The sequence below is a fragment of the Janthinobacterium amylolyticum genome (genome assembly GCF_051380655.1).
Classification (GTDB): Bacteria; Pseudomonadota; Gammaproteobacteria; order Burkholderiales; family Burkholderiaceae_D; genus Janthinobacterium.
Genome location: NZ_JBNYXL010000001.1, coordinates 144,169 through 159,572, shown reverse-complemented (window position 1 = coordinate 159,572; position 15,404 = coordinate 144,169). Strand labels below are relative to the sequence as shown.

The 15,404-nt window shown below is 64.5% G+C and carries 17 protein-coding genes; 8 read left to right on the top strand and 9 right to left on the bottom strand.

Annotated elements, in window-relative coordinates:
* Positions 1–25: 25 nt before the first annotated feature.
* The gene (locus ACQ4WR_RS00740) at positions 26–472 is read right to left on the bottom strand and encodes an ankyrin repeat domain-containing protein (RefSeq protein WP_436484639.1); all 447 of its coding nucleotides are present in this window, start codon (positions 470–472) and stop codon (positions 26–28) included.
* On the bottom strand, positions 469–1,677 hold the full coding sequence (locus tag ACQ4WR_RS00735) for an MFS transporter (RefSeq protein WP_436484637.1): 1,209 nt from the start codon (positions 1,675–1,677) through the stop codon (positions 469–471). Before ACQ4WR_RS00735 ends, ACQ4WR_RS00740 begins: the two co-directional genes overlap by 4 nt.
* A 221-nt stretch (positions 1,678–1,898) precedes the next feature.
* Between ACQ4WR_RS00735 and ACQ4WR_RS00730 the strand changes: the two genes are divergently transcribed.
* Complete coding sequence (locus ACQ4WR_RS00730; protein ID WP_436484635.1) at positions 1,899–2,261, top strand: hypothetical protein; 363 nt, start codon at positions 1,899–1,901, stop codon at positions 2,259–2,261.
* A gap of 89 nt (positions 2,262–2,350) precedes the next feature.
* On the opposite strand, the gene ACQ4WR_RS00725 is transcribed toward ACQ4WR_RS00730, so the two are convergent.
* The 4 genes from ACQ4WR_RS00725 to ACQ4WR_RS00710 all read right to left on the bottom strand — a co-directional run bounded on the left by ACQ4WR_RS00725 (position 2,351) and on the right by ACQ4WR_RS00710 (position 4,892).
* Positions 2,351–2,641: a pentapeptide MXKDX repeat protein gene (locus ACQ4WR_RS00725; protein WP_436484633.1), complete on the bottom strand. Its 291-nt coding sequence runs from the start codon at positions 2,639–2,641 to the stop codon at positions 2,351–2,353.
* 83 nt (positions 2,642–2,724) lie between these two features.
* Positions 2,725–3,456: a molybdopterin-dependent oxidoreductase gene (locus ACQ4WR_RS00720; protein ID WP_436485366.1), complete on the bottom strand. Its 732-nt coding sequence runs from the start codon at positions 3,454–3,456 to the stop codon at positions 2,725–2,727.
* 51 nt (positions 3,457–3,507) lie between these two features.
* Positions 3,508–4,113, bottom strand: a complete 606-nt coding sequence (locus ACQ4WR_RS00715; RefSeq protein WP_436484631.1) for a cytochrome b/b6 domain-containing protein — start codon at positions 4,111–4,113, stop codon at positions 3,508–3,510.
* Positions 4,113–4,892: a DUF1223 domain-containing protein gene (locus ACQ4WR_RS00710; protein WP_436484629.1), complete on the bottom strand. Its 780-nt coding sequence runs from the start codon at positions 4,890–4,892 to the stop codon at positions 4,113–4,115. The genes ACQ4WR_RS00715 and ACQ4WR_RS00710 overlap by 1 nt, the downstream gene beginning before the upstream one ends.
* Before the next feature lie 199 nt (positions 4,893–5,091).
* On the opposite strand from ACQ4WR_RS00710, the gene ACQ4WR_RS00705 reads away from it, so the two are divergent.
* The 6 genes from ACQ4WR_RS00705 (at position 5,092) to ACQ4WR_RS00680 (ending at position 10,930) form a co-directional block, all read left to right on the top strand.
* Positions 5,092–5,688, top strand: a complete 597-nt coding sequence (locus ACQ4WR_RS00705) for a sigma-70 family RNA polymerase sigma factor (protein ID WP_102295586.1) — start codon at positions 5,092–5,094, stop codon at positions 5,686–5,688.
* Entirely contained in the window at positions 5,685–6,332 is a 648-nt protein-coding gene (locus ACQ4WR_RS00700) for an NrsF family protein (RefSeq protein WP_436484627.1), read from the top strand. The genes ACQ4WR_RS00705 and ACQ4WR_RS00700 overlap by 4 nt, the downstream gene beginning before the upstream one ends.
* A 383-nt stretch (positions 6,333–6,715) precedes the next feature.
* A complete protein-coding gene (locus tag ACQ4WR_RS00695; protein WP_436484625.1) occupies positions 6,716–8,215 on the top strand; it encodes a DUF4331 domain-containing protein in 1,500 nt (499 codons plus the stop codon).
* 10 nt (positions 8,216–8,225) lie between these two features.
* Positions 8,226–8,468, top strand: a complete 243-nt coding sequence (locus tag ACQ4WR_RS00690; RefSeq protein ID WP_436484624.1) for a hypothetical protein — start codon at positions 8,226–8,228, stop codon at positions 8,466–8,468.
* Positions 8,469–8,534: 66 nt separating this feature from the next.
* Positions 8,535–9,746, top strand: coding sequence for a hypothetical protein (locus ACQ4WR_RS00685; protein WP_436484622.1), 1,212 nt, complete (start codon positions 8,535–8,537; stop codon positions 9,744–9,746).
* Positions 9,743–10,930, top strand: a complete 1,188-nt coding sequence (locus ACQ4WR_RS00680; protein ID WP_436484620.1) for a HupE/UreJ family protein — start codon at positions 9,743–9,745, stop codon at positions 10,928–10,930. Before ACQ4WR_RS00685 ends, ACQ4WR_RS00680 begins: the two co-directional genes overlap by 4 nt.
* Positions 10,931–11,038: 108 nt before the next feature.
* Here ACQ4WR_RS00680 and ACQ4WR_RS00675 read toward each other — a convergent pair whose 3' ends face one another.
* Complete coding sequence (locus tag ACQ4WR_RS00675; protein WP_436484618.1) at positions 11,039–11,584, bottom strand: RNA 2'-phosphotransferase; 546 nt, start codon at positions 11,582–11,584, stop codon at positions 11,039–11,041.
* Between the two features lie 17 nt (positions 11,585–11,601).
* A complete protein-coding gene (locus ACQ4WR_RS00670; RefSeq protein ID WP_436484616.1) occupies positions 11,602–13,680 on the bottom strand; it encodes a TonB-dependent receptor in 2,079 nt (692 codons plus the stop codon).
* A 132-nt stretch (positions 13,681–13,812) separates the two neighbouring features.
* On the opposite strand from ACQ4WR_RS00670, the gene ACQ4WR_RS00665 reads away from it, so the two are divergent.
* Entirely contained in the window at positions 13,813–15,039 is a 1,227-nt protein-coding gene (locus tag ACQ4WR_RS00665) for a response regulator (protein WP_436484614.1), read from the top strand.
* Here ACQ4WR_RS00665 and ACQ4WR_RS00660 read toward each other — a convergent pair.
* Positions 15,024–15,404 carry an immunity 22 family protein gene (locus tag ACQ4WR_RS00660; RefSeq protein WP_436484612.1) on the bottom strand — a complete coding sequence of 127 codons (381 nt, stop codon included), beginning with the start codon at positions 15,402–15,404 and terminating at the stop codon, positions 15,024–15,026. The genes ACQ4WR_RS00665 and ACQ4WR_RS00660 overlap by 16 nt on opposite strands.

Below are 15,404 nucleotides of genomic sequence, written 5' to 3'. Positions count from 1 at the left end.
CACGGCTGGCGGGCAAGTGCGCAGGTCAAGCCGGTGATTTCCTGGCGCAAGCGGGCGCATGGCGCGCCAGCAGCGCGGCGATCTGCCTGCCCACCTGGTCCTTGCGCTTGTGCGCGCGCAGGCGTGTCGTCAGCCCCATCCAGCCGGGAATATCCGGGTCCGCGCCATGGCGCAGCAGCAGCGCGACCATTTCCACATAGTCGCCCTGCACGGCCAGGCTCAACGGCGTTTCGCCGATCTTTTCTTCTTCATGCAGATTCACGGGCACGTCCGCATCCAGCAAGAGCGCGGCGGCGCGGTAGTGTTCCCCCTCGACCGCATAGTGCAGCGGGGTGCGGCTCAGGTCATCGAACAGCTGCGGAGAAAAACCCGCGTCCAGCAAGCGCCGCATCTCGCGCACGTCGCCATCGCGCGCGGCGCGGTGCAGTTGTTCCCGCGCAAACCAGTCGCCCTGCGCCAGCTGCCCGCTCATCGCGCCAGCCCTTTCTGCACGCGCCACGCCAGCGGCAAGGTCAGCAGCAACAGTGCCGCCAGCGCCAGCAAGGCCGCAGGCACGCTGGTATGGTCGCCCAGGGCGCCGAACAGCACGGGCGACAGCGCCCCGCCGCCGATGCTGCCCGTGTAAAACAGGGCAAACGCGTGCTCGCGCTTGCCGGGCGCGGCCAGTTCCGGCACCACGCCGTACAGCACGGACGAGGTGCCGTTCAACGCCAGCCCCAGCAAGGGCAGCATGGCCATGACGCCAGCCAGCGGCAGCCATAACGCCAGCACGATGAGAAGCGACGTCATCGATTCCGTCAGCCACACGGTTTTCATCATGCCGATGCGCGCGCCCAGGTAGCCGCACAGCAGCTTGCCGAAGGCGCCACCCACAAACAGCAGAGATAAAGCCACGCCGATGCCGGCCGTGCCCGCGCCCTTGCTTTTCAGCAGGAATGGCAAGAAGGTGAGAAAACCCATGCGTACGGCGCTGTCCAGGGTGCCGGTGGCCAGCAAGGCGCGGAAGCTGGCGGGCGCGCCATTCCCCGCAATCGGCTTGGCGACTGCTGGCTGGCTGGCCTGGATGTCGCCGGCTTTTGGCAGCAGCCACCACAACAAACCGGCCGCCGCCAGGCCCAGCAAGCCCAGCAAGGAAACGCTGGCTTGCCAGCTGCACACCAGCAACAGCAGGCCCACGAGTGCGGGTATCAGGGTCTTGCCGATATCGCCGGCGAAATTGTAGTGCGACAGCGCTTCTTTCACGCCGCCGCCCGCCTCGTGCGTGTCGGTGACGATGGACGACGCCAGCGGATGCTGGGTGCTGGCGCCCAGGCCGCCCAGCAGCAAGGCCAGCAGCAGCACGGCCAGGCCGCCCGCCTGCCCCGCGATCAGATAGGCGAGTCCGGCCAGCGCCGTGCCGCCCACCAGCAGCCGTTCGCGTCCCCAGCGCCGCGCCAGGCGGCTGGCCAGCAATTGAAATCCGGCCATCATGCCCGAGTACGCGCCCCGCAGCAGGCCCACCATGGCATAGCTGATGCTGAACTGGGCTTGCCAGATCGGCAATAACACATAGATGACGTCCGTCAGGCCGTCGTGCACGGCGTGCGCGCCACAGGCGGCGAACAGCGCGCGGCGGCGCAGGGGTTTGTCGGAAGTCGTCGCCGTTGCGGACAGCGCGGTGGCAGATGGTTCGCTCATGAATGACGGTGCATGGAGGAAATTAGGGGCATTCAGCTTACACCAAACCCGTATGTGGCAGGCTGATCTGCCGCCGCTTCACGCTTGCCATGGAAACTTTTTCTGCTGGCGGCACTCTGAACCTGCTACGCAGGCATGCTTAATTCATTTTCGCCAAAGTTTCCCATTGGAAATACTGCCTGGGCAATGTAGTATCAACATTTAACTTTTGCATGACAAAAATGTATTCAATACTGGCAAAAACCTTTGGCGGCTTGTCCAGACAATATTATTTTCGTCAGCTTTTCTTCGCCGCCTTGATGGTTGGCCTGCTGTTCTGGGTGTTTTCCGCTGCCAATGAGACACACCCCGATCGCGCCATGCCATGGTGGATGCTCGTCTTCGTTCCGCTGTATCCGTATTCGCGCTTTGTGTATGAAAGCATGGTCGAATTTATTGTTGGCGATAATGTCTTTTTTGTCAGCGCCGTCCTGATGATATCGTTCAAGATCGTCAGCATGCTGGCCTGCCTGATATTGGCGCCCATCATTGCGCCCATCGGCCTGGTCTATCTGTATTTCCATCATAGCCGTAACAGCGCCTGAGGCCTTGACTGCGCGAGTGTGCGCAGTCAAGGCCTGGCGGCAAACTGGCCTCGCGCCGCCTCACTCAAGGCGACGCAAGGCAGCCAGTCTTACTTGGCCATCGCATCCTTGGCCATGCCATCTTTTTTCATTTCATCTTTCTTCATGCCGTCCTTGGCCATGGCATCTTTCGCCATGCCATCCTTGGCCATGTGATCCTTTTTCATGTGCTTCTTGGCCATCGGCTTTTTCTCCATGCCATCCTTGTGCATCGCATCCTTGTGCATGGCGTCGGCCGGGGCGTCCTTGGCCATGGCGTCTTTTTTCATGGCGTCCTGGGCGAAAGCGGCGCCCGACATGAGGATGGCGGAAGCGATGATGGCGGTGATGGTGGTTTTCATGATGAATCCTTGTCTCTAGGTTGGATGGGCAAAATTGCCCGGTGGTAAAGCTGTTGCTGTGCTACGGCTGCTGCTCAACGTGTTCAGGAACCGCCGAACCAGTTGTAGCCCTGGTTCTCCCAATATCCGCCCGTGTAGCTGTTGGTGACGAAGATGGCCTGGATGTGCTTGGGATTCTTGTAGCCCAGCTTGGTTGGCATGCGCAGTTTCATCGGGTAGCCGTACTTGGGCGGCAGTTCCGCGCCGTCGTACGTCAAGGCCATGATGGTTTGCGGATGCAGGGCCGTGGCCATGTCGATGCTGGTGAAGTAATCGTCGGCGCATTTGAAGCCCACATATTTCGCCGTCGTGTCGGCGCCGACCAGCTTGAGGAAATGCGAGAACGGCACGCCGCCCCACTTGCCGATGGCGCTCCAGCCTTCCACGCAGATGTGGCGCGTGACTTGCGTTTCCTGCGGCAAGGCGCGCAGCTGCGGCAGGCTCCACGATTTCTTGTCCGTGATCAAACCGCTCAGTTCCAGGCGCCAGGCGTCGCCGTCGACTTCCTGTACCTCGTCCTCGCCGTAATACGCGTTGAATGGAAACGGCCTTGTCATCATGGAGTCGGGATAGGTCGGCGCCAGCTTGCCTGGATCGAAGAGCCAGCCCTGCACCTTGTCGTTGAAACGCGAGACGGCCGTCAGTGCCGTCTCGATGCTGGACTGGTCGCTGACATTGCAGCCGGTCAACAAGGACAGGCCGCCCAGGGTCAGGCCGCGCTGCAGGAACAGGCGCCGCGATGGCTGCGCGATCTGGCGCAGGGCGTCTGCCAGCATGGCCTGGCCCTGCTCCTGCACGATGATGGTTTTTTTCATGATGGTTTCTCCTTAGCGCCCGCGCAGCATGGCCAGCAAGGTGCGCGGCACCAGCGCCACCATCACCAGGTGCACGCCGACAAAGCCCACCAGCAGCGCCATGGCGATGAAATGCACGCGGCGCGCGCTCTCGTAGCCGCCCATCAACTCGCGCAGGATGGGAAATTGCACGGATTTCCACAGCACCAGCCCGGACAGCACCAGCACGATGCAGTCAAGCATGACGAACAGGTAGGCGGCGCGCTGCACCATGTTGTAGTGGCGCGGGTCGGCATGCGCGAGCTTGCCCTTCAGCGCGGCGGCAAAATCGGCCAGCAGCAGGCGCGGCGAGAGGGGAAAGAACTGGCGCCGCAGCCGCCCCGAGACGATATTGATGAGCAGATACAGCAAGCCATTGGCCGCCAGCAGCCACATGGCGGCAAAGTGCCATTGCAGGGCGCCGCCCAGCCAGCCGCCCAGGGTCAGGGCGCGCGGCAGTTCGAAGGGGAAGAACGGCGCCGCGTTATAGATGCGCCAGCCGCTGGTGGCCAGCACCACCACGGCCACGGCGTTGAGCCAGTGCGTGATGCGCAGCCAGGCGGGGTGGATGGTCGTGGTCGCGATGGCGTGGGCAGACATCACAGCACTCCTTTGGCGCATTGCGCCGTGCTGACGGCTTGCAGGATGGCGCTGCCGCCGGCGCGCTGCACGAAGGCGACCACGTGCAGCTGTTCCGCACGCCAGTTGGCGGGCAGGTTCACTTCACGGCGCAGCTGGGCGCGGCCCTGCGCCAGCGATACCGGCCCCAGCCACAAGCGTACGGCCGCGTCGTGATGCAGGGTGGCGCCGCGGTTCTCGCCGCGCAGCACTTTCGAGACGATGCCGCTTTCGCTGATGGCCACGTACAGTTCGCCACCGGTGCGCGCGTCGGGCGCCGCCGCCTCCGCTTCCAGCAGCAGCTTGCCCGCGGCGCCCGGCGTGGCGGACAGGCTGATGTTCACGGCGGCGGCCGTCGCATTGATGCGGCGGATGGCGGCCGGCAGCTGCGTATCCCAGCCGCGCAATTCCGTGCCGCCGACGAAAAACTGCGGCGTGTAGGCCACGTGACGGGGCTGGTGGCGCAGCAGCTCGGCCTGGCGCGCGTCGAATTGGGCCTGCGCCAGCGGGTCCTTCCAGCCGATCTGGTCCCAGTACGTCACGTGCAGCGCCAGCGGCACGACCAGGCTGGCCGCGTCCGCCCCTGCCCCCAGCTCCTGGCGCAAGGCATTCAGGCGCAGGTCGGCGGGCGGGCAGCTGGAGCAGCCTTCGCTGCTGTACAGTTCCACCAGCGCCGCCGTCCGCGGTCCGCTTTTCACCGTGCAGCGCTGGCTGGCATCCATTTGCGCGCCGGCCGGCATGACCACGGCCAGGCTCAGCATGGGGAGAAAAAGTCTTGCAAGTCGGTGCTTGATATCCATGGTCGTTAGCCGGTATATTGAATTAAGAGACGTTGACTCAAGAAACGTTGAGTGAACAACGGTGCTTGCCTGTCAATTCGCCGCCCCGTGCGGATTGGTTACAGCGGCCCGTAAATAATCTGCGATTTATTTTTTTCATCGCCTGTCACCAAAGGCCTGCATGCAACGAATACCAGTAAGCGAACATCTGCATGGCACGGAACTGCGGCTGCACGGCCTGATGCTGCGCGGGCTCGATGGCGATGCGGCGGCCTATCGCAGCTTCTTGCAGGCCACCAGCGGCCATTTGCGCGCGTTTTTGCGGCGCCGCCTGCAGCGCTGGCCGGACGAGGTGGAAGACCTGGTGCAAGAATGCCTGCTGGCCATCCACAATCAGCGCCTGACGTATGACACGGGTGTACCGCTGACGTCGTGGATCCATGCGATCGCGCGCTATAAACTGATCGACTGGCTGCGCCGGCATGCGCGGCGCGAAGCGCAGCACTTGCCATATGACGAGGAGGATAGTACGCAGGAACTGTTTTCCAGCGCCGATGCCGACGCTGCCGAGGCCAGCCGCGACCTGGCCGTCCTGCTGCATACCTTGCCGGCGCAACAGCGCGATGCCATCGTGCATACCAAACTCGACGGCTGGTCCGTGCGTGACACGGCGGCCGCCATGGGAATGTCGGAAGCCAGCGTCAAAGTGGCCGTGCATCGCGGCTTGAAGGCACTGGCGGCCAACATACGAACAAGCAATGAAAGGAATGCATCATGAAAACCGATGACTTGATCGCCATGCTGGCCAGCGGCCCGGACGTGGCTGCCGCCGCGCCGCCCGGCGCCCCCTGGCGCGCCGCTGCCACTGTGGGCGCAGGCGTGCTGGCCAGCGTGGCACTGATGGCCATGCTGCTGGGCGTGCGTCCGAACCTGGAACAGCTGATCCTGCTGCCCGACTTCTGGATCAAGGTCGGTTTCGTCATCTGCATCTCCCTGGCGGCCTGGCATGTGAGCCGCCGCCTGTGCGTGCCGGGCGCGGCCACCCGCGCCCTGCCCCTGCTGATTGCCATGCCCCTGTTCCTGATGTGGGCGCTGGGCGCCATCATCCTGAACGAAGCGCCAGCCGAACAGCGGGCAGAGCTGTTCTGGGGTGCCACCTGGCGCAGTTGCCCCTTGCTGATCGCCATGCTGTCGCTGCCCATCCTGGCCGCCGTGCTGCGCCTGATGCGCCAGCTGGCACCCACCCAGCTGCGCCAGGCGGGCGCGGCTGCCGGATTTGCCGCCGGTGGCATGGCCGCCCTCGTCTATTGCCTGCACTGCCCGGAACTGGCCGCCAGCTTCGTCGGCTTCTGGTATGTGCTGGGCATGCTGGTGCCGACCGCCATCGGCGCCGCCATCGGCCCCAGAGTGCTGGCCTGGTGAGCGCACTGTCGCCGCAACGCTGGCGCCGGTCAAGCGGCTTTTTCGTGTCTATCGACTTCATATCCGCAAAGTCACACATTCCCACGCCTTTTCACGCGCAGGCGGCAGCCCTGCCATGCCTGACGGCATAGGGCAACAGGCTATCGCCAGCAGCCGCAGCCCTGTCTTTTCCTATCCACAAAACTTATATTCTTGCTGAACTGAAATACACGCGTAGATTGATCCGGTGCGCCAGCCCCTGACGATCGACGGCCGTTCATTCCCCTACCTAAAATAAATCGTAAGGATTTGAATCTGATCGTGCTGGTGCGCCGTACAAGTGTTGCAGCACCGTAATTCCAGCAAGTCCTGTCACTGCGCATAACAATTCAGGGAGAATCGACATGTCTTTGTTCCACTCGAAAACCGCACTGGGCGCCGCCATCCTCGGCAACCTGCTGGCCATGGCCATCGCGCCATCGGCCTTCGCTTCCAGCCACCGCGAAGCACCGTTCATCACGCAAAACCCGAAAGTCGACGCCACCGACTTCTATATGTTCCGCAGCTATGAAACAGGCCGCGGCGCCTATACCACCCTGGTGGCCGACTATATTCCCCTGCAGGATGCCTATGGCGGGCCGAATTACTTCGCCATGGACCCGAACGCCCTGTATGAAATCCACATCGACAACAATGGCGACGGCAAGGAAGACATCACCTTCCAGTTCCGCTTCACCAATACCATCAAGGATGGCCAGTTCACCGTGGGCGGCAAGAAAGTCTCGATCCCGCTGGTGATCAACGGCGGCGCCATCGACACCGTCAACCCTGCCGGCCTGAACGTGCGCGAAACCTACAGCGTCACCGTGGTGCGGGGCGACCGCCGCAGCGGCACGCGCAGCAGCGTGACCAATGCCACGGGCGGCGGCACGACGTTCGACAAGCCGGTCGACAATATCGGCAACAAGGCCATCCCCAACTACGCCGCATATGCCGCGCAGCACGTGTATGCCGTGAATATTCCCGGCTGCGCCACGCCGGCACGCCTGTTTGTCGGCCAGCGCAAGGATCCGTTCGTGGTGAACCTGGGCGAAACGTTCGACTTGATCAACATCAAGGCGCCCGCCACGGAATTCGCCGCGAATGCGGAATCGGCCGCCAAGGACGACCTGGCGAAGAAAAACGTCACGGCCATCGAGATGGAAGTGCCGACCGCCTGCCTGACGGCGGGCGCCGACCCCGTCATCGGCGGCTGGACCACGGCCAGCCTGCGCCAGGGCCGCTTGCTCAATCCGGCGCCAGGCACCAGCACGGCTGCGTCGAAAGAAGGCGGCGCCTGGGTGCAAGTGTCGCGCCTCGGCATGCCGCTGGTGAATGAACTGGTGATCGGCCTGAAGGACAAGGACCGCTTCAATGCCAGCAAGCCATCGGGCGATGTGCAGTTCGCCGACTACGTCACCAATCCGACGGCTCCCGCCCTGGTGGAAGTGCTGTACGGCTCGGCCGGCGCCAAGGCGCCCACCAACTTCCCCCGCAATGACCTGGTGGCCACTTTCCTCACGGGCATCAAGGGCGTGAACCAGCCCGTCACCGTGACGGCGTCCGAAATGCTGCGCCTGAATACCTCGATCGCCGCCACGAATGTCGGCGCGCAGAACCGCCTTGGCGTCATCGGCGGCGATAACGCGGGGTTCCCGAACGGCCGCCGCCCTGGCGACGACGTGGTGGACGTGGTGCTGCGCGTGGCCATGGGCAAGCTGTGCACCCTGAACATCGGCTGCGCCCCGGCCGATGCACCCGCCGGCGGCCTGCACTTCACGGACGGCGCCTTCCTCGACGAAACGGCGTTCACGGCCGGTTTCCCTTACCTGAAAAATCCCGTGGCCGGTTCGCCACAGATGTAAGGAGAACGCGATGAAAAAGCACCATGCACTCGGCGCCCTGGCGCTCACGGCCCTGCTGGCTGGCTGCGGTGGCGGCAGCAGCCACACCGATAGCGGCAGCGGCGGCGTCAACCCGCCACCGGTGGCCATGCTCGACGCCTTTTATGTGGCCGTCAGCAACGTCATCCTGACCACCAGCGATGACAAGGAAGGCGTCAGCATCGACGCCATCATGGCGACGTCGCCGGACAACACGGAGCCGGTACCGCTGTAAGCCCCTGCGGGCGCCGCACAGGCAACTCTGCGGCGCCCCTACCTTCTACCTTCGCCTGCGCCGACGATGAAAATAGCCATTTCCCTGCTGTGCGCCTGCCTGCCCGCGCTGGCCCTGGCCGCGCCCTACACGCCGAAAGACGGCGGCGCCGTCATCGAGCAGCTGCCGCGCCGCGCCGACGCCACGCAGCTTGAACTGCGCGCCTTGCGCCAGCAATTGAATACCACCCCGCAAGACCTGGCCCTGGCCAGCGGCCTGGCGCAGCGCTACATCGGACTGGCGCGCAGCGAGACGGACCCGCGCTACCTGGGCTACGCGCAGGCGGCGCTGGCGCCCTGGTGGCGCCAGGCCACGCCGCCCGTGCCCGTGCGCCTGCTGCGCGCCACCATCTTGCAAAGCACCCACCAGTTCGGCCCCGCGCTGCAGGATCTCGACGCCGTCATCGCGCAGGAACCGGGCAATGGGCAGGCGTGGCTGACGCGCGCCACCGTGCTCACCGTGCAGGGCGACTACGCGCAAGCGACGGCCAGCTGCGCGCGCCTGTCGGCACTGACGACGCAGCTCGTTACCGTCACCTGCATCGCCAACGTGGCCAGCGTCACGGGCCGCGCCGCCAGCAGCGAGCGCCTGCTGGACCTGACCTTGCAGAGGAGCGCCGGCGCCGCGCCCGAGCTGGAAAGCTGGGCCCTGACGCTGCTGGCGGAAATGGCCACGCGGCGCGGCGAGACGGCGCTGGCCGAGGCGCGCTACAAGAAGGCGCTGGCGCGGCAGCCGCGCGACAGCTATCTGCTGGGTGCCTACACGGATTTCCTGCTCGACCAGCGGCGCCCGCAGGAAGTCGTCACGCTGCTCAAGGACCAGCAACGCATCGACGCCTTATTGCTGCGCCATGCGCTGGCCCTGCAGGCGCTGCCCGGCCAGCAAGCGCCATTCCAGGCGGCGAAAGCGGAACTGGCCGCGCGCTTCCACGCCGCCATGCAGCGCGGCGACACCGTGCATCAGCGCGAACAGGCGCGTTTCGCCCTGTTCCTGCAGCAGGACCTGCCCGCCGCATTGCAGCTGGCGCAGAAAAACTGGGCCATCCAGAAGGAAGTGCCGGACATGCGCATCCTGCTGGAAGCGGCCCTGGCCGCGCGCAACTACGCGGCCGCGCAACCCGTGCTGGCCTGGGTGGCGGCAAATGGCGTGGAAGACGTGCCCCTGCAGCGCCTGATCAGGCAACTGGGGCCGCTGGATGGACAAAAAGTGAGTGCCGCCAGGAAGGCGGGTGTCCTGTGAAGCGGCGCGTAGTCGTCCTGTTCCTGTTGCTGTGCGCCTGGCTCGCGCCCGCGCAGGCGCACAAGCCCAGCGACAGCTACCTGAGCCTCGCCGTGCATGGCCAGCAGATCGAGGGCCAGTGGGACATCGCCCTGCGCGACCTCGATTTCGCCATCGGCCTCGATGGCAATGGCGACGGCGCCCTGACATGGGATGAAATCCGCGCACGCCACGACGCCATCGCCGCCTATGCCTTGCAGCGCCTGCAGGTGGCCAGCAACCAGGGCGTATGCCCGTTAAAAGCCGTCGCGCAGCTGATCGACAGCCATACGGACGGCGCCTACAACGTGCTGCGCTTCCAGGCCACCTGCCCCGGCGCCGCGCCGGCCACTCTTTCCATCGGCTACACCTTGTTCGCAGACCTCGACCCGCAGCACAAGGGACTGTTGAAGCTGGCCAGCGGCGACAATACGCAAACGGCCATCTTCGACCCGGACAGCCCGCGCCAGAACATCTCGCTGGCCGCGCCCGACCGCCTGGCGCAGTTCGGCGCGTACGTGAAACACGGCATCTGGCATATCTGGATCGGCTACGACCATATTCTGTTCCTGCTGTCGCTGCTGCTGCCGGCCGTGCTGCTGAAAAGACCAAATGACACGGACCGTTTAGACCCGACGGCAGAGAGCTGGGGTCGGACCCTGAGGGTCCGACCCCAGACTTTGCCTCTGGGTTTGAAGGCGGCGTTTATTGACGTTTTCAAAGTCGTCACGGCCTTCACGCTCGCCCATTCCATCACCCTGACGCTGGCCAGCCTGTCGCTCGTGTCCCTGCCCTCGCGCTGGGTCGAGTCGGCCATCGCCGCCTCGGTGATCCTGGCCGCGCTGAACAACCTGCTGCCGCTGTTCCGCGGCAAGCGCCCCGTGGCCGCCTTTGTGTTTGGCCTGATCCACGGCTTCGGCTTTGCCAGCGTGCTGCGCGACCTGGGCTTGCCGCAGGGTTCATTGCTGGCCAGCCTGTTCGGCTTCAACGTGGGCGTGGAAATCGGACAACTGGCCATCGTCGCCGCGTTCCTGCCCCTGGCCTGGCTGCTGCGCAAGACCTGGTTCTACCGGCAAGTGCTGACCGTCGGTTCGCTGGCCATCGCCGTGGTGGCGGCCGTGTGGCTGGTGGAGCGGATAGCAGATATCAAGCTGATCAGTGCTTGAACGGCGACGATTCATTGGCACGCCCGACAAGGACATGCGGATTAGCTAGTCTAGTACCCTGCCATCGTCCAGTGGATGGCCGAACGCAAGCTCACGCTCTACGGGCGCTCACGGAAAGCCGATGAATGCCACGGGCACGGCATCGGCCAGCCACACGCCATTGTCCGCCAGGTAAAACACGTGGCCCTGCGCCTGCATGGCGGCCGCGTCCACCATCAGCACGACGGGCTTGCCATGGCGCGCGCCGACGGCTACGGCCGTTTCGCGGTTGCTGGACAGGTGCACATGGTTGCGCGAGCCGGGCAGCAAGCCGCCGGCGCGGATCGCGTCGACAAAGCGGCTGGCCGTGCCGTGGTACAGCACGGCCGGTGGCGTGGCGGGCGGCAAGGCGATATCGACGGCGGCCAAGGAGTGGCCCTGGTGGGCGCGGATGCGCAAGCCGTCGCCGCTGATGGCGTAGCGCGTCTTGCTGTCGCGCGCCACCACCTCGTCCAATTGTTCACGCGAAAGGCGGCGGCCATGTCGGGCCGATTGGGCCAACAGCTGGCCGATGTCGGCCCAGCCGTGTGGATCGAGCGCCAGGCCGATTTTCTCGGGCGCGTGGCGCAGGATGAGGGAAAGGAATTTGCTGGTTTGTACTACATTATCGGTCATGCCACAGTGTAGCCTTGTCAGAAAGCATACGCCAGGGTCAGGCGCACGGAACGCGGTTCGACCGGATGGAAATGCCGGTCATTCACGCCCTCTGCCGCTTCGCCCGGCAGGCGCGAAGCATAGTAGTAATCGATGTCGCTGGCGCGCTTGTCAAACAGGTTGAACACGTCGAGCGAGACGCGGGTCTTGCGGTTCAGCTGGTAGGCCACCCGCGCATACGCCAGTGTGGTCGAGGCGGAGCGCACACTATTGTCCTCGATCAAGGGACGGGGGCCGAAGTAGCGCAGCTGGAAGGCGCCCGACCATGGGCCCTGGTCCGTCACGGTCACGCCGAACGACGCCACCTTGTCGATCGAGCCGGGTATATAGTTGCCGGCAGGGTCGTTTTCCGTGTAGCGCGAGCGCGAGGCTGCCAGGTCCAGGTCGAACAGCAGCCACGGCGCGGCAATATAGTGATTGTTCCACTCGATGCCGTGGCGGCGGCTGGCGCGGCTGGCCTCCGTCTCGCCCGCGTCGCCGACGAACAGCAGCTCCGAGGCAATGTCGAGGCGCCACAGGGCCAGCGAGCTTTGCAGGCCGGGCAGCCATTCCGTGCGCGCGCCCAATTCCATGCCCTTGGTCGGCACCAGCGGCGTCACGGGCGTGGAGGCTTCGCCGTCCGGCAGGCGCGTCTGCGTCGTGCCGCGCGCGTCGTTGCTGTGGAAGCCCTTGCCGTAGTTCACGAAAAACTCCGTCTTGCTCCATGGTCCAAAAATCAAGGACAGTTTCGGCGACACCACGTGGTCGTTCGCCGTGCCGCTGTTACCCTCGATACTGCTGGCCACATTGAAACGGTAGGCGTCATAGCGCAAGCCCGCCACCGAACGCAGCCACGGCAGCCATTGCAGCGTGTTTTCGCCATACACGCCGACGCTGCTCTCGCGCACCCGGTCTTCGCGCACCGTGCTGTGGCGGATGCGCTCCACCGTGTTGTACAGGCCCACGGGCGACAAGCGGTCGAAACGCGCCTGCACGCCCAGCTTGTTGCGCATGGCCAGGCCCGCCAGCTCGGTGGTCCAGCTTTCGCTGGCGTTGACGCCCGCCACCGTGCGCCGCTCGCTTTGCTGGAACTGGTCGCCCTGTTGCGCATCGGCGAGGAAATACGTGAAATCGCTGTTGAGTTCCAGCTGCGAGCGGATCACGTAGGCATCGAATTCAAACAGGCGGTTCTGCGTGCGCTTGCGCAGGGCATACGACAGGCTGTAGCGTGAGGTGTCGCCGCCATCGCTGGGCGCCAGGCTGCCAAAGCGGCCAATCAGGCCGGACTCCACGGCCCGCAGCGGCACCTGGTCGGTGGCGTTCCAGCTGTTTTTATACGCCATGCCCGTCACGCTGAACCCGTCGTCTTGCGTGCCCTGGCTATAGCGCAGCACGCCGCTATACTTGCGCACGCTCTCCGGCACGTCCCACGGACCGTTGTTGCGGTTCATTTCCAGGCCGAACAGCAAGGTGCCAGATCCCGCATCAAGCGAATCGGCCACCACGCCGCGCAGATAACCGTGCTGGCCGATGGACAGGCTGGCCTGGCCCTGCGGCAACTTGTCGGCCAGGCGGATGCGGGCGCTGCCTGCCGAAGCGAAGTCGCCTTCGCCGGCGAAATACGGCCCCTTCTTGTAGTCGATGCGCTGTACCAGTTCGGGAATGAGGAAATTGAGGTCGGAATAGCCTTGTCCATGCGCATGCGTGCGCATGTTGACGGGCATGCCGTCCACATAGGTGGCGAAATCCGTTCCATGGTCGAGATTAAAGCCGCGCAAAAAATACTGGTTGGCCTTGCCGTCGCCGCTGTGCTGCGTGACGATCAGCCCGGGCACGAATTCCAGCAGTTCACCCGTGCGCAAGGCGGGCCGGTTGACAATCAATTCAGTAGTGATGACGCCCTGGCTGGCCGCATCCGAGGTGCCGACAGCGTTATCGTAGTGGCCCGCCACGCGCACCGTACGCGACTCGTCGTCAGCCGGTGCCGCTGCATCTGCGCCTTGCGCCAGGGCCTGGCGCCCCACGCTCAACAATGCAAAGGCACAAGCTGCCACCCGTTTGCTTTTTATCAATCGCATCGCGTCTCCAGTTTTTATGATGTCAGTACGGGCCACTGGCCTGCTTACACCCCAGTACAGCCTATCCGATATATACGCGAACGGATAGCGTCCCGGATTCAGCCTTTTTTGCAAAAAACAAAGGAACGCATCGTGGACCTGAGCGACAGCGCCGGCAAGACAAGGAAAACCGTGGCCGCCGCCGTGCGCAAGCGCGACGTGCTGCCCTACATCCTGCTGTTCATCCTGCTGGCCGGACTCCTGGCCGTGCTGGCGGGTGCCATGCTGCCGCCCTACTACCACGCCGTTCCGGCCCTGCTGTGGAGCCTGGGTTTTTGCGTCAGCGGCATGCTGCTGGGCTTTTTGTTCGGCATCCCCCGCACCCTGCCTTCGGGCACCGTCAACATGGCGCCGCCCGAGGACCGGGGCAACGGCAAGAGCCGTACCACGGACGATACCTCCGCCGCCCCCGGCAATGCCGATACGAATGCGGCCACCTCCAGCAATACCCTGTTCCTCGGCACGCCCACGCCCATGGAAATCAATTCCAACCTGGTGGAAGTGTCGGACTGGCTGACGAAAATCATTGTCGGCGTGGGCTTGATCGAACTCAAAAGCCTGCCTGGCAGCGCGCGCAGCATGGCCGCCTTCATCGCCCCCAGCCTGGCCACGGACACGCCAACGGCCATGGCCGTGGTGGGCGGCATCATGCTGTTCTTTTCCGTGCATGGTTTCCTGATCGGCTATTTGCTCACGCGCATTTATCTCTCCATCATGATCAAGCGCGCGGACAGCCTCGTGAAAAACGAGTCCGTACGCCTGGAAAGCGGCAAGGAAATCGAAGTGACGGAACTGAGCCGCTTGCAGCAAAAGTCGCTCGACGACATGCAGGAAGCCGTCACCCAGCTGCTGCTGGCCCATCCGCCGGACGGCGGCGCCGTCACGGCCCTGGCCGGCATGCCAACGGCGCAAAAGCCCGCCAGCCTGGTGCTGTGGCTGGACGACCACCCGCGCAACAATACCTTGCTGGTGGAACAGCTGGAACGGGACAATATCAAGGTGGACCAGGCCGTGTCGACGCGACAGGCGCTGGCCATGCTGCAGCGCCGGCACTATGCGCTGCTGATCACGGACATGGCGCGCATGGAAAACGGGCGGCGCATCATGGATGCGGGCGTGCGCACGGTACACGAAGTGCGCCAGGCCCAGCCAACACTACCCATCATCGTGTATTGCAGCAAGGATACGGTGGCCAGCTACGGCACGGAAGCGGAAGCGGCCGGCGCCCGCTTCATCACCACCTCGGGCACCAGCCTGCTGGCCACGGTCAACAAGCTGGTGCAAGAAGAGCGCCAGGACGGCGGTCAGTCGACGCAGTAACAGTAGCTGCCCACGTGGCGCAGCGAGCTGCGCTCCGGATGCGCCAGCTGATTCGGTGCAAACACGCAGACGGCCGTGTCGGCCAGCAAGTGTTGCCCATCCGCGTCCGCGCACGCCTGCGCCAGCCAGCTGTCGGGATACGACACGCCATCGAGCAATTGCGCCAGCGGGGCAGGCGACGCCAGCATGGCGCTTTCAAAACAGGCAGGCTCATAGTGCGTGAGCCCCGTTTCCACGGAGAATGGCGACGGTACGGCATCGCCATCTTCCGTGTACGCGGGCGACAAATATGCCTGCAGCGCTTCCCAGCTGGCGAAGCGCCCGCTGCAGGCAAACACGTGGACGACAGGCAAGCTGTTGCCCAC

What these genes read in the sequence shown, in the direction of transcription:
- ACQ4WR_RS00715 (WP_436484631.1), bottom strand. Translation starts at nt 4,113, where the DNA reads ATGTCTGCCCACGCCATCGCGACCACGACCATCCACCCCGCCTGGCTG.
- ACQ4WR_RS00695 (WP_436484625.1), top strand. Translation starts at nt 6,716, where the DNA reads ATGTCTTTGTTCCACTCGAAAACCGCACTGGGCGCCGCCATCCTCGGC.
- ACQ4WR_RS00710 (WP_436484629.1), bottom strand. Translation starts at nt 4,892, where the DNA reads ATGCTGAGCCTGGCCGTGGTCATGCCGGCCGGCGCGCAAATGGATGCC.
- ACQ4WR_RS00725 (WP_436484633.1), bottom strand. Translation starts at nt 2,641, where the DNA reads ATGAAAACCACCATCACCGCCATCATCGCTTCCGCCATCCTCATGTCG.
- ACQ4WR_RS00730 (WP_436484635.1), top strand. Translation starts at nt 1,899, where the DNA reads ATGTATTCAATACTGGCAAAAACCTTTGGCGGCTTGTCCAGACAATAT.
- ACQ4WR_RS00740 (WP_436484639.1), bottom strand. Translation starts at nt 472, where the DNA reads ATGAGCGGGCAGCTGGCGCAGGGCGACTGGTTTGCGCGGGAACAACTG.
- ACQ4WR_RS00700 (WP_436484627.1), top strand. Translation starts at nt 5,685, where the DNA reads ATGAAAACCGATGACTTGATCGCCATGCTGGCCAGCGGCCCGGACGTG.
- ACQ4WR_RS00705 (WP_102295586.1), top strand. Translation starts at nt 5,092, where the DNA reads ATGCAACGAATACCAGTAAGCGAACATCTGCATGGCACGGAACTGCGG.
- ACQ4WR_RS00675 (WP_436484618.1), bottom strand. Translation starts at nt 11,584, where the DNA reads ATGACCGATAATGTAGTACAAACCAGCAAATTCCTTTCCCTCATCCTG.
- ACQ4WR_RS00685 (WP_436484622.1), top strand. Translation starts at nt 8,535, where the DNA reads ATGAAAATAGCCATTTCCCTGCTGTGCGCCTGCCTGCCCGCGCTGGCC.
- ACQ4WR_RS00690 (WP_436484624.1), top strand. Translation starts at nt 8,226, where the DNA reads ATGAAAAAGCACCATGCACTCGGCGCCCTGGCGCTCACGGCCCTGCTG.
- ACQ4WR_RS00735 (WP_436484637.1), bottom strand. Translation starts at nt 1,677, where the DNA reads ATGAGCGAACCATCTGCCACCGCGCTGTCCGCAACGGCGACGACTTCC.
- ACQ4WR_RS00720 (WP_436485366.1), bottom strand. Translation starts at nt 3,456, where the DNA reads ATGCTGGCAGACGCCCTGCGCCAGATCGCGCAGCCATCGCGGCGCCTG.
- ACQ4WR_RS00670 (WP_436484616.1), bottom strand. Translation starts at nt 13,680, where the DNA reads ATGCGATTGATAAAAAGCAAACGGGTGGCAGCTTGTGCCTTTGCATTG.